General features: G+C 41.4%; 14 protein-coding genes. 5 read left to right on the forward strand and 9 right to left on the reverse strand.

The genetic code is table 11. From position 1 onward, the window contains the following. Nucleotides 1-81: 81 nt before the first annotated feature. Entirely contained in the window at nucleotides 82-915 is an 834-nt protein-coding gene (locus QJ048_RS00295) for a TonB family protein (protein ID WP_282332301.1), read from the reverse strand. A gap of 281 nt (nucleotides 916-1,196) precedes the next feature. Between QJ048_RS00295 and QJ048_RS00300 the strand changes: the two genes are divergently transcribed. Together QJ048_RS00300 and hisS are read left to right on the forward strand one after the other, a co-directional pair. After that, the gene (locus QJ048_RS00300; RefSeq protein WP_282332302.1) at nucleotides 1,197-1,655 is read left to right on the forward strand and encodes a low molecular weight protein-tyrosine-phosphatase; all 459 of its coding nucleotides are present in this window, start codon (nucleotides 1,197-1,199) and stop codon (nucleotides 1,653-1,655) included. 163 nt (nucleotides 1,656-1,818) lie between these two features. Next, nucleotides 1,819-3,186: a histidine--tRNA ligase gene (gene hisS, locus QJ048_RS00305; RefSeq protein ID WP_282332303.1), complete on the forward strand. Its 1,368-nt coding sequence runs from the start codon at nucleotides 1,819-1,821 to the stop codon at nucleotides 3,184-3,186. A 53-nt stretch (nucleotides 3,187-3,239) separates the two neighbouring features. Here hisS and QJ048_RS00310 read toward each other — a convergent pair whose 3' ends face one another. Further along, nucleotides 3,240-4,433, reverse strand: coding sequence for a thiolase family protein (locus QJ048_RS00310; protein WP_282332304.1), 1,194 nt, complete (start codon nucleotides 4,431-4,433; stop codon nucleotides 3,240-3,242). Nucleotides 4,434-4,669: 236 nt separating this feature from the next. Between QJ048_RS00310 and rlmN the strand changes: the two genes are divergently transcribed. From rlmN to QJ048_RS00325, 3 genes are all read left to right on the forward strand, one after another. Continuing rightward, nucleotides 4,670-5,725: a dual-specificity RNA methyltransferase RlmN gene (gene rlmN / locus QJ048_RS00315; protein ID WP_282332306.1), complete on the forward strand. Its 1,056-nt coding sequence runs from the start codon at nucleotides 4,670-4,672 to the stop codon at nucleotides 5,723-5,725. Nucleotides 5,726-5,833: 108 nt separating this feature from the next. Next, nucleotides 5,834-6,982: a pseudouridine synthase gene (locus QJ048_RS00320; RefSeq protein ID WP_282332308.1), complete on the forward strand. Its 1,149-nt coding sequence runs from the start codon at nucleotides 5,834-5,836 to the stop codon at nucleotides 6,980-6,982. An 84-nt stretch (nucleotides 6,983-7,066) separates the two neighbouring features. Next, nucleotides 7,067-7,777 carry an RluA family pseudouridine synthase gene (locus tag QJ048_RS00325; RefSeq protein WP_282332309.1) on the forward strand — a complete coding sequence of 237 codons (711 nt, stop codon included), beginning with the start codon at nucleotides 7,067-7,069 and terminating at the stop codon, nucleotides 7,775-7,777. A gap of 95 nt (nucleotides 7,778-7,872) precedes the next feature. Here the strand turns inward: QJ048_RS00325 and QJ048_RS00330 are convergent, their stop codons facing one another. The 7 genes from QJ048_RS00330 to QJ048_RS00360 all read right to left on the reverse strand — a co-directional run bounded on the left by QJ048_RS00330 (nucleotide 7,873) and on the right by QJ048_RS00360 (nucleotide 23,195). Continuing rightward, a complete protein-coding gene (locus QJ048_RS00330) occupies nucleotides 7,873-9,483 on the reverse strand; it encodes a hypothetical protein (RefSeq protein WP_282332310.1) in 1,611 nt (536 codons plus the stop codon). Nucleotides 9,484-9,566: 83 nt separating this feature from the next. Further along, complete coding sequence (locus QJ048_RS00335; RefSeq protein WP_282332312.1) at nucleotides 9,567-10,301, reverse strand: TolC family protein; 735 nt, start codon at nucleotides 10,299-10,301, stop codon at nucleotides 9,567-9,569. A gap of 10 nt (nucleotides 10,302-10,311) precedes the next feature. Next, nucleotides 10,312-11,808, reverse strand: coding sequence for an O-antigen ligase family protein (locus QJ048_RS00340; RefSeq protein ID WP_282332314.1), 1,497 nt, complete (start codon nucleotides 11,806-11,808; stop codon nucleotides 10,312-10,314). A gap of 173 nt (nucleotides 11,809-11,981) precedes the next feature. Then, nucleotides 11,982-13,223: a glycosyltransferase gene (locus QJ048_RS00345; protein WP_282332316.1), complete on the reverse strand. Its 1,242-nt coding sequence runs from the start codon at nucleotides 13,221-13,223 to the stop codon at nucleotides 11,982-11,984. A 30-nt stretch (nucleotides 13,224-13,253) separates the two neighbouring features. Further along, the gene (locus QJ048_RS00350) at nucleotides 13,254-14,420 is read right to left on the reverse strand and encodes an acyltransferase family protein (RefSeq protein ID WP_282332317.1); all 1,167 of its coding nucleotides are present in this window, start codon (nucleotides 14,418-14,420) and stop codon (nucleotides 13,254-13,256) included. Nucleotides 14,421-14,499: 79 nt separating this feature from the next. Next, the gene (locus QJ048_RS00355; protein ID WP_282332319.1) at nucleotides 14,500-16,698 is read right to left on the reverse strand and encodes an exopolysaccharide transport family protein; all 2,199 of its coding nucleotides are present in this window, start codon (nucleotides 16,696-16,698) and stop codon (nucleotides 14,500-14,502) included. Between the two features lie 83 nt (nucleotides 16,699-16,781). Continuing rightward, entirely contained in the window at nucleotides 16,782-23,195 is a 6,414-nt protein-coding gene (locus QJ048_RS00360; RefSeq protein WP_282332320.1) for a fibronectin type III domain-containing protein, read from the reverse strand. Nucleotides 23,196-23,395 lie beyond the last annotated feature (200 nt).

Consider the following 23,395-nt stretch of genomic DNA (forward strand, 5'->3'; position numbering starts at 1 on the left):
CCGGCTGACCGCAATAGTTGAAGGTTTAAATAGGGGTTAATGATCCATCATCCAAAGTTTACCGTTACATATTTTGTATTACTATTCAGACTCGGTTTGAAACACCACTGGCAGACTCATGTACACATTTACAAGATTTCCGTTTTGAGAACCTGGTTTCCAGTGTGGCATTTTTTTCATTACTCTTAAAACTTCTTTGTCATATTCTTCTCCACCCGAGTTCACTATTTCAAATCCTGTTACTGCACCTGTTTTATCGACTATGAAACGAACCAGCACTTTTACGGTGCGCTCTTCCTCGTTTGTGATCTCATGCAGATTCTTTTTAAGGAAACGTATCATAGCACTTGTGCCACCAGGAAATTCAGGCATGTTCTCTGCAAACTGGTGGATGCTGTTATCTTCTACAACGGGAGGCGTGGTTACGTTATCGTTTCCAGGGCCAGTACCAGAACCATTACCTTGCGATGGAACGGTGCCATCGGAGGCTTTACCATCCTTTGTTTCGGTGCCTATCGCTTTGTTCTCCATTGCGTCAACAGGCGGCACAGAAGTTTCGTCATCCGTTATTACCGGAACTGTATTCCGTATTGTAGCAAGGTCTTGTTTCGGTGCTCCCGCATCCAGTTTGGGTTTTACTATTGGCACAACAGGCTCCTTTTTGTGCGGCGGTGGAGGGGTTGGGTTAGATGCGAGCGTTATGACAGGCCCTTGCGCATCAAAAATGACAGGTTTCTCTTTGCCTTTAAATGATAAACAAACAACTACAATCGCCACCAGCGAAAACATTCCTCCGATAGCAGTCATCAGTCTTTTATTGTACTCTTTCCTTAATGTGTATGCGCCATATTGTTTGTTACGGTTTTCAAATAGTATGTCAAGCACATCACTGTGTAAAATTGAATTGGCATTCATAATAGTATGTTTTACTTGGGAAAATTCGTTTTGTACAAACCAGCGCTGTGTTCTTAATAATGAGATGCGGGGATGGAATTATTCCATAAACATTTCTCAAAATCAATAACTGAATGGACTGAATAAACTGAATAAACTGAGTAGTCGAATGTCGAAGGGTTCTGCATTTATAAAACATTCAGTCTATTCAGTTTATTCAGTCCATTCAGTTATTTGATCATTTCTCGACCTGCGTTAAGCGTTAGGTGTTAAGCATTCCGCGTTTTCCTATCTTTGCGCCCATGAACATTTTGATGGTATGCCTGGGCAATATTTGCCGGAGCCCATTAGCAGAGGGAATTTTACAGGAGAAAGCAGCAAGTGCAGGATTGAATTGGTATGTTGATAGCGCCGGCACAAATGGCTATCATGTTGGAGAGGCGCCGCATCCATTGTCACAAAAAGTTGCATTGATAAATGGCATTGATATCAGTGCGCAACGGTCAAGGAGGTTTGTGGCAGAGGATTTTGATAAGTTCGACAAAATATATGCAATGGCAGAAGATGTGGTGAGTGATATACGTCGCATTGCAAAAAATAAATTTGATAAAAGCAAAGTAGAGCTTTTGTTAAATGAATTGTATCCGGGAAAAAATATGGATGTGCCTGATCCGTGGTATGGTGCAGAACCAGGTTATCACGAAGTGTATTCGTTGATAGACAAAGCGTGTGATATGGTAGTGGAGAGGCATAAGGTGTAGGACGTGAGATGTACGGAGTACGATGTAAGATATACGGAGTGCGATGTACGAAATTCATTGTTATGGCTCACCCGAAACACTATCGTACACCGTACCTCGTACATCGTACACAGCAATAGCAACAAGACTTTAATAATTAGAAAGAATATACAAATAAACGTCAATGAGCAAGCCTTCTTTACCGCAGGGAACAAGAGATTTTAGTGCGGAAGTAGTTCGTAAACGCAATTATATTTTCAATACCATTCGCAGCATTTTTGAGTTGTACGGATTTCAGCCGCTGGAAACTCCGGCAATGGAAAACCTTGAAACATTGATGGGCAAGTATGGTGAAGAGGGTGATAAACTCATTTTCAAAATATTGAATAACGGATTGAGTGATTCTAAAAACATTGATAAAGCGAAAGCTGCTTTTGAAAATGTGTTGTTGGGAAAGAACGATAAGAATCTTACCGAGCGTGCTTTGCGTTATGATTTGACCATTCCTTTTGCAAGATATGTGGCGATGAATTTTACTCAATTGCCAATGCCTTTCAAGCGCTATCAAATACAACCGGTGTGGAGAGCCGATCGCCCGCAACGTGGCCGTTACCGTGAGTTTTATCAGTGTGATGCTGATGTGGTTGGAAGTAAAAGTTTGTTGAATGAAGTTGAGTTGACGAACATTTATTCAGGTGCTTTTGAGAAACTAAATATTCCAGTTGAAATAAGAATCAATAGCAGAAAGGTATTGGCTGCACTGGCTGAAATTTGCGGAGGCGCAGATAAAATGATCGACATTACCGTTGCTATTGATAAGCTTGACAAAATTGGTATCGAAAAAGTAAAAGAAGAATTGCAACAACGAGGTTTAAGCACAGAGCAGATCAACACAATTGAGCAATACCTCAATATTACAGGCTCTAACGAAGAAAAGATTGAAGCTTTATCAAAACTGATTGGAGATAATGAAACAGGTAAAGCAGGCTTGAATGAAATAAATTATTTGCTTAACAATAGTCGTTTAATTTCTGCAACAAGTAAGATCGTTACTGACTTTACACTTGCACGCGGCCTGAATTATTACACCGGAATCATTTTCGAAATCAAAGCCATTGGCGCCAACATGGGCAGCATCGGCGGCGGTGGAAGATATGATGACCTGACAGGTTTATTTGGTGTTCCAAATGTTCCTGGCGTGGGTATCAGCTTTGGTGTGGATAGAATTTATGATGTAATGGAGGAACTTAACTTATTCCCTTCAGATGTACATACGGGAACACAAGTATTGTTTTTTAATTTAGGAGAAGCAGAGAGCAGTACTGCATTTCAACTGGCGCAACAATTGCGCAACAAAGGTGTTCGTTGTGAACTCTTCCACGAGAACAGCAAATTTGACAAACAATTCAAGTATGCAGAGAAGAAAGCGATTCCTTACATTGTAATATTGGGCAGCAAAGAACTTGAAGAAAAGAAGGTGAACATAAAAAATTTATCTACCGGCGAACAGCAGACGATAGGTTTTGATGAATTACTGAACTTTGGATTTTGAGAAACCCGGAACGCAGATTTTCATGACAATCATGAAAATCTGCATTCTTTCTCTTACATGCGCTCCACGATCATCGCTGTGCCCTGCCCTACACCCACGCACGCGGAAGCCAATCCGTAACGAAGTTGTGATCGAAACATTTCGTGCACCAAAGTGGTAACTATTCTCGCACCGCTCGTACCCAAAGGATTTCCTAAAGCAATGGCACCGCCGTTTATATTTACAATGCTTTGATCAAGTCCCAATTCTCGCATGCACGCGATACTTTGCGAAGCAAAAGCCTCATTCATCTCTGCGATGTTAATATCCTTGATTGTCAGGTTGGCGCGTTGCAAAGCCTTTTGCGTAGCAGGAACTGGAGCGATGCCCATTACAGAAGGATCAACGCCAGCGATGGCCATAGAAACAATTTTTGCCATTGGCCTCAATCGGAAAGCTTCGACCGCCTCTTCGCTCGCCAATAATAAGGCCGAAGCACCATCATTTATGGAAGAGGAATTGCCGACTGTTACAGTTCCGTTTTTTACAAAAGCGGGTTTCAATGCTGCCAATCTTTCTAACGTGGTGGATCTTGGCGGCTCGTCTTTGCAAACAATTTCCGGCTTGCGGGATGTTGAAATATCAATACCGATGATCTCATTTTCCCATTTACCGGCGGCTAAAGCTTTCTCGTATTTTATTTGCGAAGCGTAAGCAAACAGGTCTTGCTCTTCCCGTGAAATGTTCCACTGCTGCGCTACATTTTCTGCTGTTTCACCCATGTTATAGGGGTGATACATTTCAGCGAGCTTTTTATTGGTAAAGCGCCATCCGATGGTGGAGTCGTGCATTTCCTGCGCCCTGTTCCATGAACCTTCACCTTTTGACAAAATGAATGGTGCCCTGGTCATACTTTCAACACCTCCGGCAATGTAAATATCGCCTTCATTACACATGATGGCGCGAGCCGCGTCCATGATGGCCTGCATGCCTGAGCCGCAAAGCCTGTTTACGGTGTTGCCTCCCACAGATACGGGAAACCCAGCCAGCAAAACCGCCATTCTTGCTACGTCACGGCAATCTTCGCCGGCCTGGTTGGCATCGCCGGCGATTACATCTTCAATAGCCTGTAACGGAACATTCGACTGGCGTTTCATCAATTCCTTTATGGTATGCGCCAACATATCATCCGCTCTCACATTTGCTAAAATGCCGCCATATTTGCCTATTGGGGTTCGAACTGCGTCGATTATGTAAACTGGTTTCATGGGAAGTTAAAAGTCAAAATTAAAAAGTCAAAAAGGTTCCAAATTCTTTGATTTGCTTACGGTTTGAATCGACTCACTGCTGTTCAAGCTATTGTGAGTCAACCGATAAAACTCCTTTTTGAAGAAAATCATATGCAAATATAGTCGCTGAAAACACAGCTGCTCTTTTAACTTTTTAATTTTGACTTTTGCCTTCCTTCCTTGACCCTCCGCCCCTTTTATCGTACCTTTGCACGATGTTAAACACAGACAAGAAGAATATTCGTCATTTATCGCAGGATGAATTGACGCAGTATTTTGAGGAAATGGGGGAGAAAAAGTTCAGGGCAAAGCAGGTTTACGAATGGATTTGGCTTAAACACGCACACACTTTCGATGCCATGACAAACCTGAGTAAAGAGCTTCGTGCCAAACTTTCTGAGCACTTTTCTTTACCGGCATTGACAGTGGATGCAACACAATACAGCGCCGACGGTACCGTGAAAAGCCGTTTCAGAACAACTGACGGTCATTTGGTGGAAGGCGTTTTGATTCCTACAGAAAACAGGCAAACGGCCTGTGTATCTTCACAAATTGGATGTTCCTTAAGTTGCAAATTCTGCGCTACGGGCTATATGGACCGCAAGCGTAACTTGTCTTACGACGAAATATACGATGAAGTTGTTTTGATCAACCAGCAGGCAGAACGCGTGCATGGCAAAAAGCTGAGCAATATTGTTTTTATGGGCATGGGTGAACCTTTGCTGAACTATAAAAACGTGCTAAAAGCGATTGAAAGAATTTCTGCGGAAGATGGTCTTGGCATGAGCCCACGCCGCATCACGGTTTCTACTGCAGGTGTTGCAAAAATGATCAGGCAGCTGGGTGATGATAAAGTGCGTTTCAAACTGGCTTTATCGCTTCACGCGGCGAATGATGAAAAGCGCCACGAGATCATGCCGATCAACGATACCAATAATATCAAGTCATTGATCGATGCCCTGAATTATTTCTATCAGCAAACCGGCAATGAGATCACGTTTGAATATATCCTGTTCAACAATTTCAATGACTCTTTGAAGGATGCGGATGAATTGATAAAGATCTATCGCCAGGTGCCTGCAGATCTGATCAATATCATCGAGTACAATCCAATTGATCTTGCACAGTTCAGCAAACCCGATGAAGCTACCACAGACAAGTTCATGCAATATCTCGAAAAACATCGCGTAAACGTTCGCCTGCGCAGAAGCCGTGGCAAAGACATTGACGCTGCATGCGGACAATTGGCGAACAAAGAGGTTGACGTATAAAATCAAAATTCAAAAGGCAAAAGTCAAAAGGGGTGTCCCGTTTTTGAATTTTTACTTTTGAATTTTCACTTTCATAACTACTGTTGAAAAACAGCAAACTTTAAAATCATGGGAAGAATTTCACAATTCGAGAAATTTATCAACAAGAAAAAAGCGGGTACTGTAAAAGAAAAGTACAAGCAAGACAGAAAAGCAGCTAAAAAAGAAAGAGCTGCAGCCATTGACAAGCACTTCGAAGACAAGAGAAAGCAGAAAGCTGAGGCGTACGAACTGAAGAAAGCGGGCCTTGCAGCTTCCGGATCACCTAAAGTAAGTAAAGAAGAAATCAGGGCACTTAAGGGCGGAAACGCGAAGAATCCGAAAGACACAAAATTCAAGAAAACCGCTGAGCCTATTACAAATAATACAAAGCCGGCAAAACCCACAGGCAAAATTTCCATTTCAAAAAATACTGATGTAAAACCAAAAGCCGCTCCCGCCAGTAATAAAGATGTGCAAGAAGAGATCATGGGCAACCATGCCGGAATGCCTTTGAACAAATACATCGCACATGGTGGTGTGTGCTCACGCAGAGATGCTGCTACTTTGGTAAAAGAAGGAAAGGTAGAAGTAAATGGCAAAGTGATCACTGAACCAGGTTATAAGCTTGGTGAAAAAGATGTAATCAAAGTGAATGGCAAAAAGGTTATTCCTACAAAGAATCTCGTTTACATTTTACTGAACAAGCCAAAAGATTATATCACTACAACTGATGATCCGCAGGGAAGAAAAACGGTTTTGCAATTGATCAAAACAGCTACAGAAGAACGTGTTTATCCTGTTGGCAGACTGGATAGAAATACTTCTGGTGTTTTACTGCTTACGAACGATGGCGATCTTGCACAAACACTTAGCCACCCAAGCCACGAGATCAAAAAAATATACGAGGTAACGCTGGACAAACCTCTTACTAAAAATGACTTCGACAGCATTGCCGCCGGTCTCACATTGGAAGATGGTTTTATCGCTCCGGATGCTTTGGGTTATGTTGATCCAAAAGACAAATCCATTATCGGCATCGAAATTCACAGTGGCAGAAACCGCATCGTGCGCCGCATTTTTGAACATCTGAAATATGATGTGAAAGGTCTTGACCGTGTTATGTATGCAGGTCTTACCAAGAAAAATGTGAACCGGGGCAAATTCCGTTTACTGAACGAAAAAGAAGTAAGAACACTTAAACATTTCAACAGATCGGTGAAGAAAGGTCAAAAGTAAAAATTCAAAAATCAAAAGCCTCGGAGCTTAATGATTATGGATGACTGCCCTTTTTGAATTTTTAATTTTGAATTTTGATTTAACATGAAGCTGGAAATTATTTTTGAGAACGACAATTTTATTGCTGTTAACAAACCTTCGGGTCTTTTATCTGTGCCCGACAGAATGCAATCCGAAGTTTCTTTAAAAGATATTTTACTCGATAAATACGGAGGCATTTTTACCGTTCACCGTCTTGATAAAGACACAAGTGGTGTCATTGTTTTCGCAAAGAATGAACAAACACACAAACATCTCTCACAACAATTTGAACAACGGGAAACGGAGAAGTTTTATGTTGGTCTGGTGTTGGGAAGATTGTCTGTACCAAGTGGTCTTATTGATATGCCAATCATCGAGCACCCTGTAAAGAAAGGCGTGATGACTACAAATAGAAAAGGTAAGGCATCTCAAACTGCATACCAGGTGTTGGAAGAGTTTAATAACTATTCATGGATGCAGTTTCAGATCTTCACCGGACGTACGCACCAGATACGTGTACACATGAAGCATCTTGGCCACGCTATTGTTTGCGATGAAGTATATGGCGACGGCCATCCTGTTTTGCTTTCTGCAATCAAGAAAAAATTCAAACTAGGCAAAGATGTTTTGGAAGAAAAGCCATTACTGAATCGTCTTGCTTTGCATGCGCAAAAACTGATTATTAAAGACGAAGAAGGAAACCCACATGTGCTGGAAGCTGCAGTACCAAAGGATATGAGAGCGACGCTGAATCAGCTGGAGAAGTGGAACTAGAGATAATTAAAAGGTCAAAAGGAAAAATTCAAAAAGCGGAGTTCCCAATTTTGAATTTTTCCTTTTGACCTTTTCACTTTATGAAGAAAGGAAATCTATCGATAATACTCCACTCTATTCTCATTCGGCAAATGCGTTTCTGCGTACTGCAAAAGATTTTGCTTTAGCATGGCTGCAGCTGCAGGATTGGGTGCATAGAATGTAACCATATCATCTCCGCAAATAACATTGTAAGGTAAATACCATCTTGCCACTTTCACCCAATCTTCTGAAATATCCGGTTTGAACCATGAATCATAAATCATGATCAGCTTGGCATCATTCTTTTTTACCAGCTCGCGCAGGAAAGCAGTGTTGTAATAATTGTCTTTGCGTGCTTTTGTCACTTCGTTGTTGGCAAGGCCCCAAAGGTCGAGCGTTTTGATATCGCCGAAATAACTGATCGCCCCAATATCATTCGCGGCAATGGCCTGCCCGTTGTAATATTCTTCTACAAATTTACCCATTTGATACTGCTGATCATAAATGTTGTGAATAGCACCGGCTGTTTTGCGTTGTGCATTGGCCACACGCAATACCAAATTTGAACACATGACGATGGAGAATGCACCGAAAATCAGGTTGGCCGGCTTTCTCCATTCTTTCCAATTAAACTCTTGCAGGAACATTTTTGACAATTGCAGAACTGCTAACACGATCAAATATGCTTCGTAGCGGAAGAACCAACCGAATTGGGCAAACACACTATGAAAGAATGTTGTGATGATGAATATAGCTACGAGGTAAAAATCACGATCATACAAACCTCTTCTGATTCTGTCGTACGCCACTAAACAAGCAACTATCAAAATCCCACCAAGGCTCATAGACAATGCAGGCAGCGATAATTGCCCACCTGCAATGGATTTAAAGTTTGTATTTCCTTTGATCAACACTGAATTCGGAATGGGGAAGCCCCCTTTGCTGTAAAAGAAAATACCAAACAATACAACGGGCACAATACTTACTGCGCCAATAAGAAAAGCAGGAGCAATTTTCTTTCTCAATAATAATATTCCGCAAACAGCGCCAACCAGAAACACATTTTCGTATCGCGTAAAAACCATCAGGGCGGCTAATAGTGCAACGGGCCAAAACGATTTCTTTTTATCTTCTGAAACAATGTAAGTAGCTGCAGCATGCACAAAAAACAACGTGAATGATATTTGCAGTGTATGCTCCATTCCCGCCAATGATAAAGATGGAATCACAGCGAGAATCATTGTAACAATCATTACCAATATTTTCTGTTGATTGGTAAGTGTGCTATTGCTGTTCAGCTCTCTTGATAAGGCATACATGACCATTATGCCGCCGAGTAAACTAATGATAAACGGAGAGTAAAGATTTACGCCTGCAATGATATAGCTTAACGTAAGCACAAGTGTGTAAAACGGAGAGGACGACGTAGACACCCATTCGTTTTTTGAAACGCCCCACACATGATTCACCGCCAGGTTTTTTGCTACAGACATGTGAATAAACGAATCATCCAACGGATAACAAAAATGGCCGCCGGTTCTATGAAGTGCCTGCATTTCCAATAGAGCGACACATACCAGCAATAACGCTGTACAAGTGAAAAAAGGGAGGCTCACCCCAACCCCTCTCCGGATGAGAGGTACTTGCCCGTCGCTGGTTCGAGGCGTATTGAGTAAATTAAGCATCTGGTTATTTTTACAAATCTTACAACCACATATAAATGCAGCGTGTTCTACCTGTTAATTCTTAATTATTAATTCCTGACTTCTTAGTGTTTGTCTTTTTCGTAGCCGGAAAGCAGCTCGTCGAAAGGCATGCCTATCATGGCTTCAATGTTAAGTTTTATGACATTGAGGTTGCGTTGCATTTCAATTTTTCTAGACTGCTCCTCAGTCCATTTTTTAAAGCCAGCGTTGTACTCCTTTTGCTCAATGATGCCATCAGAAAAATCTCTTTCCTGTTGTTTGTATTCCTGGAAAGCGTCTTGTGTAATCTGACTTTGAAATTCCACTTTTTGTTTTGCCATCAAATAATCTTCGTAAGCAGTAAGCACTTCTGCTTTGATAAGGCGATAGCGTTCATTTCTTTCTGCTTGCGCTATACCAAGATTTTCTTTAGCAATATTGATCTCCTTGCTTCTGGTGATGAACAGGTCCAAAGGCAAAGTGGCGCCGATATTATATCGTGGATAATATACGTTGTATCCGTCTTTAGGTGGATTTATGGAGAGCTCATTCAAGTTACCAGAAAGAACGACCTGTCCAAGTATTTTGTTTTTTGTTTTGGACAACTCCTGATTTGCTATCGCTACTTTTCTATCTGCCACTTCATATGTAGGGTTTTGAATTGCCAGTTGTACAAGTTTTTCACGAATGTCACCTTTCTTCGCAGTGTCGTTAGAAAGATAAGTGCTGCTGCTTCCAGAAGAATTCTGCTTGCGCTGCGCAAATCCACTAATAAACAATCCAAACGATAAGAGAAGTAAGCCTAAGTTTCTTTTCATAACACGGTATTTATATGTTGCTTTTTTCCGGTGTTGGTGTGTCATAGTCAATTAATTTGTAAATAATAACCAGCAATGGGTAATAGAAATATGAATAGGGATAGCCACCGTTGGTTATCTGGGAAATTTCACCCACCAATAAAATAAATAAAAAAACGGTTATTGCAATATATGCGTTCTTAATTTCCGGCCTTTTTGCCTTATAAAAACCTTCAAGTCCGGCTTTAAGCACTATAAAATAGAAAAGCATGTGAATGGCATACCCCAGCCATCCCTGTTCTGCCAATATTTTCATGTATCCGCTGTCGGGTGGATAATTGGCCAGAAAGTGACCTGGATTGTAATTCAGTCCTTCAGCACCCGTCGTGTTAATACCGCCTCCCAGAGGATGCGCACGAATGTAAGGCTGAACGTTGTGCCTGTTAACATCGCGAATAGTTGCGGATGCATCATTACTCCCTTCCAGGGTGGATTTCATCCGGAATACAACAGGATTGTTTTGAAACGGACCAAACAATAATGCTGCGGTGACAAATACGAAAGCTACAATCAGTGCAGCCGTTCTTTTTTCGTTTATGGTAAATATTCCGTACCCTGCAATGCCTGCCGCGATCATGAGGTTGGCCGTACGCGTACCCGAATAGCTGGATGAAAGCAGAATAAGAATGCCGGCGATAATGAGCAACATGCGATTTCTCTTGTGGTTGCTTCTGATTCCCAATATCAAGGTGAAGACACCTGTCGACGACATACAGACCCCAAATCCCGCGGGATCACTAAGTATGGAGAACTTACGCATGAACCCGGTTTGAAAAAATAAATTCACCCTTTGCTCATCTGAGTAGATCCATCTTTCTTCAAATTCAAAGAAACCGAACCATTGCTGCTTGATTCCCCACAGCGCGATCATCAATGAGATACACACCCAAACGGTAAGAAAGTCGAATATCTTTTTTTCCGAATCGAGGAGTAAATAAGTAATGTAATAAAACATGAGGAAGCTAAGCTGCTTGCGGAAAAAAAGCGACCAGCCAAACAAGCTTTGTGTTTCCGGATTAAATGCTTCAATGAGGAAAAATGAAAACTGAAGGATCATGATAACTGAGATAGGATTTCTCCAAAACTCACTTACATTGATGCGTTCCCGATATTGCTTGGACAATACTCCAAAGAACACGACATAAGAAAGCACCTCAATCAACAATCCAAGCGGTAATGAAACGTGCACCAGCCGGTCCGGCAGGTATATAAAGGTGGAAATAAGAATAACCATGTAGTAGCCCCACATTGGTTTCTTAAGGCAAAGTATCACAATAAAAACGCCCACTGCACAAAAGCAAACGATAACGGCGGTTGTAGCTTCGCCTATTGTAGTAGCGTATGCGAGTGCAACACCTACGACGGCCATGATCAGCCAGCCCAGAGGTGAATCCATTTTTTTAGCTACGATCTGGTCACGCAGCCACGAAATAACAGAGTCTGTATATAGTTTCAGTTGGTCGAACATTCGGTTGTTTTTCAGAAAAATAAAAAGTGTGCATACATGTACACGATGTAACCTCCCACAAATAGAAGCGAGATGATACGTAGTACTTTGGTTTCCGTTTTTTGTTCTTCTGACATTTTTTAAGTAATGAGTTTTGCGTTCTGGGTTTTGAGTGAATGGCGCGTATTCCCGACTCACAATTCAAAACCCAATTCCTGATTCATAATTCCTAATTGATAAAATGCATCTCCCATCAATCCAATACTATTTTCCCACGTATGGGTTTTGGCAAACTCACGACGCCTGTTTTGTTGGTCTAAGCTATTGAATTGTTCCGGGTGTTGCAAGATATTGTTTACGTGTGCCGCATAATCTTCTTTGGTTTTACACAAAAAGGTATAAGGGGCAAACATTTCCATAGCTTTTGTAGCGGTTGCTACCACAGGTTTGCCCGTGGCCAGGTATTCGTCTACTTTTCTTGGATAATTACCTGCAGTTACTTCATTAAACATTTGCGGATTTATGCAAATGTCGAAATGTGCAATGTATGCCGGTAATGTTGCAGGATTTCTTCTTCCTAAGAAATGTACGTTCTCCAACTTATTCAACTCGCTTTTTTGGAAAAAATCGTCAACCGGCCCCACAAGCACTATCTGGTGCTGGAGATTGTTCTTTGCCAGGTGGATCAATACTTTTTCATCGAGCCTTACTTCGCTGATGAATCCAACATAGCCGATGATCGGTTTTTTGATCGGTTTTAAATCATCCGGCATTGGCAGGTTTTGTACAAGGAAAGGTGTAAGATCGCAACCCTGCCCTATATCGAAGCTGTTTTTATTGAATTGCCTCGAATAGTCTGCGAGATAAGATGAATTAGCCACTACAAGATCTGCCTTTTTCATTACGCCTCTTTCCAGTCTTGCGCCATGTCTTTTAAAGAAATCCACTGCCAGCATATAATCTCTTATGTAGAAAATATATTCTTTGCAATCGAGCATTTCTTTTAAATAAAACCCCCGGGTAAAATCATTGTCGTTGATGAGCAAAACATTTTTAAAATTCAATCGCTGAACGGCTTTTTTAATTTCATCAGCAATTCTTTTATTGTTCATTTTATTCAACGCATCATGCACGGTTGCCACCGGCACCCAATTGATCGATTCTACTATTGTTCTTGGATTGTGTACCCAAATGTTTTTGTTTACTTCTGTCAATTCGCCTTCGCCGTTTTGAATGCTGGCAAGTCTGGCAAACACTTTGGGATCGTTTTTATCGCGCAGGCGTGACCTGCGGTCGAGCGCACGGTTCACAAAAAGAACCCTGTTCCTTTTTGCCAGCTCGAGCGCCATATCTTTAAAGTTGCTTCCAATTTCTGTATCCCATGGCTGGAAGCTGAACATAACAATATCTCTATCGTGTATAAACTTATGCTCCATAAGGTTCAATTGTTGCTAGGCGGTGCGTGATTAATTATGTTCCACAGTTTCATACACTGTTTTAGTGGCCAGCAATTTTTTTTTGAATTTTTCATTGGTATAATTTATTTCATCCACAGGCTTCTTCAAACTGAACAGCCACCATGCACCCGCTTTCGATAGAATATTATAAATAATTATCGGAAGAATAATGCCCATTAAAATACCCGCGCCTAATAACAGAGGTACACTGGTTACGTTAAACACGTGTGTCAGCAGTGTTCTTGTAGCCGCAAGCACGATAAGGTGCATTACATAAATGAACAAAGAATGATAACCAACAACACGCAAAAATTTCAAGACACCTGTTTTCTCCAGCAAAAAACTTATCTGCACAACAAAACAGCAACCCGTTAATGCAACAACAAGGAAGAACAAAGGCATATAGTGCTCTATGTAATAATCCTGGTTGTGTCTTATATTGATCTTCGTGAAAAAGTAGTGCGTGATAAGAAACAAAACAAATACCGGAAAAACATACTTAGCTTTTGTAAAATATTTTGCTTTGTCTTTATCTAAAACAAACTGTGAAATGTTATCGCCAATGGCAAAGAACAAGTAGTAGTGAAATACATCTGTAAAAATGAATGCGCCCGTTTTTATTGCGTGCAAATAACCACCAATACCATAGAACACAAATGCCACTGCAAGATGTTGTAAATTGGTAAGTTTTAGTTTCACTTTTATAAATGCGTAAATCACTCCTACTACAAACAAAGCATTCAGGTACCAGAATTGCTCTATTTTGCGTGGGTAAATAAGTAGATTGAGATAATCAACTATTTCCCTGTGTGCATTTACATATGGCGCAAACTCCAGTTGCAAGGTTATTTGAATGGTTCCCCAAATAAGCAACGGATAAAAAATAATTTTGAACCTGTCTGAAATATAATTGCTCAAGCCTTTCTTGCGCAAGCTTGCCGCCACGAACAACCCGGAAACAATAAAGAACAAAGGCATGCGGAAACTAAATAGGAACACGTTCAGGTACTTAAATAAGATAAAGCCCTGAGTTCGTATATCGGCATTTGTCAGGCCATCAAAGCAGTGCCGGTAGCACACCATAATGATGCAGATGCCTCTGGCATAGTCTATCCACGGTTGTCTCTTGCTGTTTAATACAAAGTCTGCATTAAACAAATAGTTCTTAATTCCCACAGTATTCGGTTTACTTACGGCAGCGAACTGCCTTCACATTTGAACCAATAAATTTCGGATCCAGGTGGTTTGTCAAATACTAAAGCTCGATATTGTCTTTTTCGATGTTGTTCAATACACTTCCCATTACCTTGTTGTCAATGGTTTTCAGGAACTGTAAAGATTCTTTGTCCAATTGGTTCAGCGTATTATCTGCGGAGAATACAACTACTATGCCTTCCACATATCTTGACAACTCGCGGCTGTCTGAGTGCATGTTTAAACCGGCGCCTTCAATAAAAATGTAGTCATACTCACGCTTAATAAGCGCAAGGTGCTCAAGCAGGTTGTGCTTTGGCAATATCTCCAACGGAGAAAAATTACCTTGCTTACAGCCAATTATGTCAACACCGGGTATGGGAGTTTTGCTGGCGATGTCGTAAACGCCTTTTTCGTGTACGGATTTATCGGGATTAAAGTTTACACTCTCCAGTGTAGATTTCGGGACGAATTTTTCAGTAAGGGTATTATGCGGAAAGTTTGTGTCTATCAAAAGTAACTTCTTTTTCGCAAGACTCATGCTATAAGCCAATGCTTCTATCAAAGTTGATTTGCCGACATCGGATTTTGTGCTTGTAAAGAGAACAATTTTCTTTTCGCTGTTCTCAATTTCGTAACGAAGCTTTCTTACACTTTCAATAAAAATGTTTTCTGCAGAGTTAATGATTCTTGTTGTTTCAGGTACATTTTCAAACTGATCTGCAACTGTTCTTGTTCTCAGGTTGATCTTGGAAGCGGTTGACAACAGTTTCAGTTTCACATTTTTATGATAGATAGAAGGTGCTCTCATCGAGTTATCAAGAAAGTCGATAATAATCACCACAAGCGACGACACAACAAACGTCGTTAACGCACACAGCAACAAGATCGTTTTCTTTTTGCCCGGCTCTGGTTTGATAGCAGGTTGACCAACAATGGTTTGTTTAAAGTTGATCTCCGGTGCCACATCTACATCCTGCGATGTTTGCATTCTTCCAAGTAATGCCTGGTATTCAGTGTTAAGGCGGTCAACTTCGTTTTGCAATTTCTGCACTTCTACTTCGTCGCCACCACCTGTATAAGCCATGCCTTTGTAAAGGTTGATCTTATCGTTGATCGATTTTGACGTTTGAGACAGAGAAGTTATTTCATACTCAATATCACTCTTATCCCTCATCAATTGACTTCTAAGGCCGGAAACATCGCCTTTTCCTGCTTTAAATGTCTCAAGCTTTTGAATCTGTCTTGTATTGTTGTCGATCTGGTTCTGCAAATCTTTATAAGTTACAGCACCGGCAGTTGTCTGCTGCGCCGCCAGGTCTCTGTTCTTTTGTGTCAACGCTATAATGTCGGAATTTGCATTGGAAGCGGTAACAGTTCCTGAGCTTAATCCGGCAATCTGATCTTTCACAGAACTAAGGCGTCCTTTCAAACTATTCAATTTACCCTCGTTGTCGTTCAACTGGGTCGTGAGGCTCTGCATCATTTCCATCGCAGCTTTTGCCCTGTCGCCCACATTCGGTGAACCAACCTGCTCTCTGAATTTTTGCAAAATAGTAACTGCATTGTCATACTCCTGTTTCTTCTGCTGTGTAAGCGAAGAAAGCTTAGTCATAGATTCCGTGGTACGGGTTGCATTGATCTTTGTAAAGAAGTTAAAGAACTCGCGACCAATTGAGTTTACCACATAAGCAGAAAGCTCAGGATTTTCCGATTGGAAAACGATGTTCAAATAGTCAGTTCCCTGAACGCGATCAACACTTAATTTACCGAGCAATGCATCATGATCGTATTGATACAATTTGATTAGCTCAAATACTTTTGATTCTGAAGGTTCATAAGCAACCAGCAATTCCTGGTTATCTACCTTTTGATGCAACACTTTTTTTGCCTCTTCCAGGTTAAGGCCGGCAATTATCGGACTTGTTTTCTCTTTTTCGGTAAGCGTTCGGAAAGGTCTTTTTTGTTCGAGATCGTGCAGCATTAATTCGTATGACAACATGCCAATCACCACCGGAGATTTGAAAGTTTCAATTACGTTTTTAAACCGTTGATCCGCTTCAGCGAAACTATATCCAACATCATCCTTGATCTTTACCTGTTGTTTCATGGTAAAGCCAGTGGAGTACTGAGCAACAGAAAGATAATACTGATCTTTAGAGAATACGAAAATGAGCCCTGCAAGGATACCTGCAATAGTACAAATGAGTATCACCCATTTTTTCTTCAGCAGAGCGTGTAACAAAAAGACTAAATCCATTGGTAAGTTCTTTGTGGTTTGGTGTCGAAAAATAAAAAAAGAATCCGGGAATACGAAACTCCCGGATTAAAGGTAAGTTAAGGCTACTTAATTATTTTGATCAACTTGATCATACTATTCGTTGAACCATCATTACTATGAACACGCATGAAGTATATGCCTTGCTGCAGATTTGCTTCTGCGGTTGATATTCTGATGGTATTCGTTCCTGAAGGTACACTGCTAAACACTTTTGCAAACATTATTTTTCCGTTACTATCATAGATCTCTATAGCAAGTTTGTCAATTGTATTTGCAGATTGAACCATAAGATTCACATAGTCACTGAATGGATTTGGATAAGCCTTCAGCTCTGCAGGAGTTCGTACGACTGAATCTCTTCTTGCTGCGCTATCTGCTGCAGTTCCGGTGTTAATTCTTATCGCCTGGCTGGCCACAGGAATATCAGTTGCAGTACCACCGGCAACATAAGTGTATGCCTGCAGTACAATCGCATTCAGCATACCACTAGATGCGTCTGATGTGGTAGAAATATTAGCCGTAATTTCTCCGTTTACGTTTGGTATTACACCATCAATGTACACTGCTTTTGTTGTATTGTACAAACCGCTCAAATAAACAGTGCGATTGCCAATTGAATAAGTAGTGTTATAAGATGGCGCCCAGTTATTATTACTTCCGGCGAATCCTACGCGATAGCGCTTGCTTTGATCAAGGTTACTGAATTTAACAGTTGCAGTTGTACCAGCTCCAACAATATAATTGGATAACAGTACGCTATCCGGGAACACACCACTGTTATTTCCTGTACTTGATCCAATATTACCGGAACCACCAGTAAAGTTATTTACGATGGTCATTGTAGACCCTGTTACATTACCTTTTGCATCTTTTAATGCAAATGCATCTCCTGTAGCAGGTACTTTACCAGTGTTGTTCCATGGATAACCACCAGGACCAGCGTCTTTCATATTCACATAAATCACATTGTTGAAGGTTATCGTACTTGCAATGTTGCTGTACGCAGAGAAAACACTGGTACTCATCTTCGATCGTACTTTATAGTAATACCTTGTATTAGGAGAAACGGTTGCATCTGTATAAGTACCCGTGTTGTTTGCTGCCAATGTAGTTATCAGCGTATATGCGCCACCGAAAGACGTTGCTCTGTATACTTCAACACCTGTCTCACCGTCTGCACGATCGCTAAATGTAAGCTTGATCTTGTTTGTGTCTATTGGCTCAACTATCAGGTTAGTTGGGCTGAGATTTACTCCGGCAGCATATTCCTGAATGATCATTGCACTGATATTTGCAGAATTACTGCTAGCTGTTTTCTGTATATTGATAGAAACGCTACCGTCTGCTGCGGGTGTAAGGCCATTCAATCTTGCCAGTGTGTTAGCATTATAAGCTCCATTGAATGTCGCGCTTTTTGAACCCGAGCTTACAACTGCAGTGAAATCGTTTCCTTGGTTTACAGCAGAAACAAATCCTACAGAATACCTCTTAGTCGGATCCAATCCCGTCAGTTTTAATGTACGAGGCGTACCACTTGTTTGATTAGAGTAGATGCCGCTGCACATTACTGTGTCCGGCACCACGCCCGCATCATTACCTGTTTTAAAACCTCCGGCAAAACCAGGGCCTGCCGCCCAATAGCCATCGAACTGAGTTACCAGTTGTACACCCCAACTCACAGCTGCACCACCGTCATCTGTCATTGCTGCCGTTTGCGTTCCTACCAGTGGGAATCCGCTTGATAAATTGTTCCATGGTTTTGGCAAGGTGAAGCCATCGCCGCCAAATTTCACAAGCGCAGTTTTTACAGTGTTATCGCTTACAAGAATATTAAAGGTCTTTTTCGAAACCAAGCCTTTATTATCTACTACATTGATAGTTACAGTGTAGAATCCTACATTGTCAATGCCCGGATTGGCTGTAATAGTGTAGTTTGTAGGGCCGCCCGTTAATGCAACGAATGAAGTTGGTAAGTCTGGGCTTGTTGCGCTCAACGTTGACAAATCACTCGGATCATCGCTTGCTGTAAAGTTTACAGAAGCTGAACTACCCGCCTTAACATACAGGTTGGTAATTGCTCCAATGATCGGTGGATTATTTCCTGTTACCAGCGTAGTTGTATCTGATGACGGAGAATTACCAACGCTATTCGATGCTACAACATAATAATAGTATGTTGCGCTAGCTGTAGCAGTAGCATCTATATAGCTTGTATCATTCGGATTTGTTGCACCAGGATTCAATTGAGTGTAAGGTCCCGCGCTGTTTGATGAGCGATATACATTATAGCTTGTTTCGTTATAAGCGATATCTTTCCATGTCACTTTAGCACCGGTACCTGGAATAAATGTAGAGGCAATGCCTTGTGCTTTTACAGGCGCAGTTCCATCGTTATAAATCTGTTCTATTTCAAACGCATTGATGTATGCATTTTGTGTTCCTGCAGCCGCTCCTTTGTACCACTGGATATTTACATTTCCTTGCCCATCCGGCGTAATGCCACCGAGATATGCAGTCATTGTTGTATTGTTCTTATCTAGCACAGAATCTGCTTTGCTGCCTATTTTGAATACTGTTCTTGAAGATGCATTTTCAGAACCGTTGACTGTTGCAGACAACAATCTGAAATTGTAAGTCAATGCCGGATTCAGGTTCGAGATCCGAATGTTTCCAATATCAGTGGCGCTTGACAAGTAGAAACAGTCTTGCAATACAGCATCAGGATAAACACCACTATTATTGCCTGTTGATGTACCATATGAATACAGTGAAATGTTGTTAGGCGCAGAAATCGCAACACCTACCGGAGTTGTCTGACCCGTAGCATTTAGCAGATTATTTGCCACGCCGCCGATATTGTTCCATGGTGCTGATGCAGGGTGGTTGTAATTAATCTTCACATACCATTTGGTATTTGGTGATTTATCGTTTACTGTAATCGTAAAGGACACCGGTGTTTTTCCACCAACACCATCATTAGCTGTTGCTGATATATTGTACACACCTGCCGCTGCATAACCAGGCGCCACAGCGATGGTACCGGTACCATTTCCTGTTCTTGTGTACGTTGCAAATGATGGAAGATTAGTAAATGTCCATGTTATATTATTGCTTCCTTCCTGGTCTGTAGCAGACAAGTTGATGTTGGTTGTTGATCCTTCATCAATTGTAACGTTGCTAACCGGTGTGGCTGCCGGCGGATAGTTTGTGTTTACAACAAGGTTAAACCTCGCTGTATCGGTCCTACCATTGTTGTCATTTGCCACAACACCTATAGTGTAAGCACCTTGTGCTATTACATTTGGTGAGAAAGTAATTGTAGCATTACCATTTGAAGTGGTTGCTGCCGTTGCAAATGCAGGCAGTTTCAAATAGGTAAATGAGATATCATCATTATCCGGGTCAGTTGCTTTGACTGGCAACACAAACTGCGTTCCGTACCTCATCGTGAAATCTGAGATTGTAATGATAGAAGGTTTAGTGTCAAACGTTCTTCCTGTTACCTGGTTTGAGTAACCTGACGCATTTCCTGCTATAATCGCTCTTACTTTGTAGAGATACGTTTCGTTTGGCGATACAGTTGCATCTACATAATTAATCGTATTTGGATTCAAAGTTGCAATTACTCTGTAGTTAGATGCATCGTTAGATGATCTCCATACTTCCATACCAGTTTCGTTACCGGCATTATCTACCCAGTTAAGCGAGATTTGTTTGTTGGAATTAACAACCATATTTAATCCGCTTGGCGCAGAAGGTGCACCCGGTAAAGCTTGCGTAGAATTATTCGCCACTGAAGTAAATGCAGAAGCACCATTGGCATTTACTGCTCTTACTTTGTAATAGTAAGCAGTTGAAGGACTCAATGCGAATGTATCAACGAAACTGTTTATACCTGCAGCAGTTGTAGCCAATGGATTGAACGGACCGGCAGCAGCTGTGCTTCTTACAATTTCAAAGCCGGTTTCAGTCGAACTGTTGTCTGTCCAGCCTAAATTTATTCGTTTGTAAGAAACCGCGGTTGCATTCAAAGCACTTGGCGCCGTAGGTGTCGAACCAAGGCTAACATTGTCAGTAAACGCACTGTTTGGAATAGTTACATTTCCCCCCGTTCCACTGCCTTGCCATGTTAGAGCAATTGATTCGGCACCTCCTTGCTCAAAATAGGAAACAGCTATCGGATATACTCCTGCTGCGGGGAAGTTATAGGTTCCGGTAATTACTGAGCCGGCACCATGTGCCCCATCGTTATTTACAGTTGCGGGTGTATTAAAGTTGTAGAACGAATTTACATACATGGCACTTCCATCATCAGAGTTCAATCCAAAAGTATATATACCAGACCCTGGTATTTTAATATAACCCTCCCAAACGAAACCAAACTGGTCATCTACCCCTGCCGGACGAACACCAATATTCACATTTGGAGACACCCCTGTAAGTATAATTTTTGCCGTATCAAAGTTTGGCAAACTGTAATAGTAACCCTGGTAGAATCTCCACTTCAATCCATTTAATACTGTGGATCCAATTGCCTGGTTACTTGGCTGAGATGAGTTGCCGGCTTTATCTCTCGCTTTTACAGTAAACGTATAGGTGGTGAGGCCTGTAAGATTGTATATGGTTGTAGACAGTGAATCAGTAGTATACGATTTCACACCGTTTATATACACGTCATACTTGTACACGCCCACGTTGTCAGTAGATGCACCCCACGAAAGATCAACAGTTTGACGTGTTGTCCATCCCACCGTTAAATTTGTAGGGGCAGTCGGAGCAATCGAGTCTCTCACAGCTGTAGCGGAAGCTTCATTACTAACGGTACCTGCCGCCACACCGCTTACTGATCTTACAATGTAGTAATAGGTATTAGCCAGCAAACCATTATCTGTGTATGAAAATGTGTTGCCAGGCACGGTAGCTGCATATGTGTAAGGGCCGCCAGATTTAGTACCTCTGTAAATTTCATAACCGGTTGGCGCATTTACAACGGTTGCACTATTTGTCCAGTCAAGTAAAATGGCAGCTCCGCCTTGAGGAGTAGCATTAAGATTTTTGGGTCTGTCCGGTTTAGGAAAACCATTTGCATTTACAACTGTGTATACTGGTGTGAATGATGAATAACAAGCCGATGTGTCCATAACGGCAGCTTTAAACTGACCAATACCAGTTGTAAACACCTGCGAAGAACTTACAATGGAATTATCAGAAGCTCGTACCCATCTGTAAGATTGATAATTTAAATTAACACCATAACTCGCAGGTTCCATCAAAGGAACTGTGTAGCTGCTATCGGCACCTGGCAACACATTAGTGTGGACTCCTTGAATGGCGATTGCCGGCGCATTATATCTCGGTTTCATTGATATAATGACAGGAGTAGGAGACCATGCCGACCAAGCTGATGTGGAAGTGCGTTGAAACCTTGCACGGTACGTACCGTATTGTTTTGCGTAAAGTTCTGAGCGGGTAGAATCTTGAATTATTGTTCCATTATACTCCCACTGGTAAGCATAAAAACCTGCAGTCAATCCCATACGCACATTAATCACAGAGTCAGGGCAAAGCAGATTTTTTTGATAATAAACAAGTGGATTGGCTTTATGCGCCGTACTTAATTGCGTAAGGAAATAAGGTTTTGCCCATTGGTCATCCCACGTATTGTGAGCGTCGTTAGGAAAGAAATCGTAGAGTATGTTGCCTCCCTGCCCGGCAAAACTCGTATCAAACTGATAGGCTGCAAGAGGAGTAGGGTTGACGTCCAGACCACCGGAAGCCATCCATAACGGTATTTGCAGGTATGAAGGAATATGTGGAGTAATAGAACCTACAGAAGCGGGAGACGAAGCAATCATCTTCGCAACTCTCATCGGGTTTTCATCTGCATAACTTATTGTTCCGTAACCACCGGAAGACAGTCCCATTGATATAACACGATCTGGATCAACTTTACAGTACTTTACCAAAGTATCTAATACGCTGTTTACACGACTGAAGTAGGAAGTTTCCCAGCCAATCTGGGTTTCCTGCGGGAAAAGCATAAATCCGTCGTACCCGCTATTTGCTATTTGCGTTGCGAAATAGTTACCGCCGTTGAATAATTGTATTTCGTTGTTGGTTATTGGCCCAATTTCACCACCACCATGCCAGAAACACACAATGGGATATGTTTTACCATCTACCACATTCTGCTGATATGATTTTGGATAAATAAGACGGAAGGCCATTCCATTCCATATGTATGGTTTGTAGGGTCTGCTATCCCAGGTTACTTGTGTGCCATTATAAGCTGCAGTAGTTCTGATCCATTTTGCCATTGTTCCATTCGGGGGAAGAACAGGATTGGTAACACTACCTGAGGGCGCCGCCGAATTATAGGTATTGACTACATCGTTTTGGTCGAACACATTTTGTGCAGAAAGTTTTCCTATCAGCAGTAAAACTGCAGTTGTGGTAAGAAGTACAATTCGTTTCATACGAAATACATTATTAAAATAAATGGTAATCGCGTGTCCCTGCTGAGTTACAATTGTCGTAACAGGTTAAATGCAAGGAAACACATGCGGTATATTGGAGAATAAAACGAAATTGGCTTCTCTAAGAATAATAAAGGTATTAGCACAGCTAGTTTTCCGATGGGGATAATGAATGTACGATTCTACTATTTATGATGTGA

The sequence above is a fragment of the Pinibacter soli genome (genome assembly GCF_029961145.1).
In the GTDB taxonomy this organism is placed as follows: domain Bacteria; phylum Bacteroidota; class Bacteroidia; order Chitinophagales; family Chitinophagaceae; genus Pinibacter; species Pinibacter soli.